General features: G+C 44.0%; 1 protein-coding gene. It reads right to left on the bottom strand.

Annotated features, from left to right (window positions below):
* Window positions 1-128 precede the first annotated feature (128 nt).
* Window positions 129-413 (bottom strand): type II toxin-antitoxin system RelE/ParE family toxin, encoded by a 285-nt coding sequence (locus Xsze_RS21565; protein ID WP_099134081.1) that lies wholly within the window; start codon window positions 411-413, stop codon window positions 129-131.
* Window positions 414-461: the final 48 nt, after the last annotated feature.

Raw genomic sequence — 461 nt, 5'->3', positions numbered from 1 at the left:
CAACACAGATTCCATCATCAAGAGCAAAAAAATCGCTCAAAATCGTTTTGAGGCGGTTTTATCAGTGATATTTTAAATATGGCGTGATTGATATTGTGAAAAGAAGCACAAACTGTTGATCATCACGGTCACCATAAATGTTGGGCGTGATCCATCTGTTGATGCAAGATACGGGCGATCAGGATATCGCTGTCTCGGACAGTGTAAAAAACAGTGTGGCGCTGAAATTCTATCCGTCTAACACCGTATACTGCCGGATAATCCCGTCCAATATCGGGCATATTTGCCAGCGTCTCTAAAAATGCGTTCAGAGCGTCTGTATAGTGATCAGCTTGGGCTTCCCCAAATTGTATCAACGTATAATCATAAATACTTGCAAAGTCCTCCGCAGCACGTTCTGATAGCCTATACACGATGTCGCTGTTTCCTCTGTTCAGCAATCTCCCGCAGCGTCAACGCAC

The organism is Xenorhabdus szentirmaii DSM 16338 (genome assembly GCF_002632585.1).
GTDB lineage: Bacteria > Pseudomonadota > Gammaproteobacteria > Enterobacterales > Enterobacteriaceae > Xenorhabdus > Xenorhabdus szentirmaii.
The sequence above is the reverse complement of the archived record's forward strand: the minus strand, read 5'-3'. Positions and strand labels throughout refer to the sequence as shown.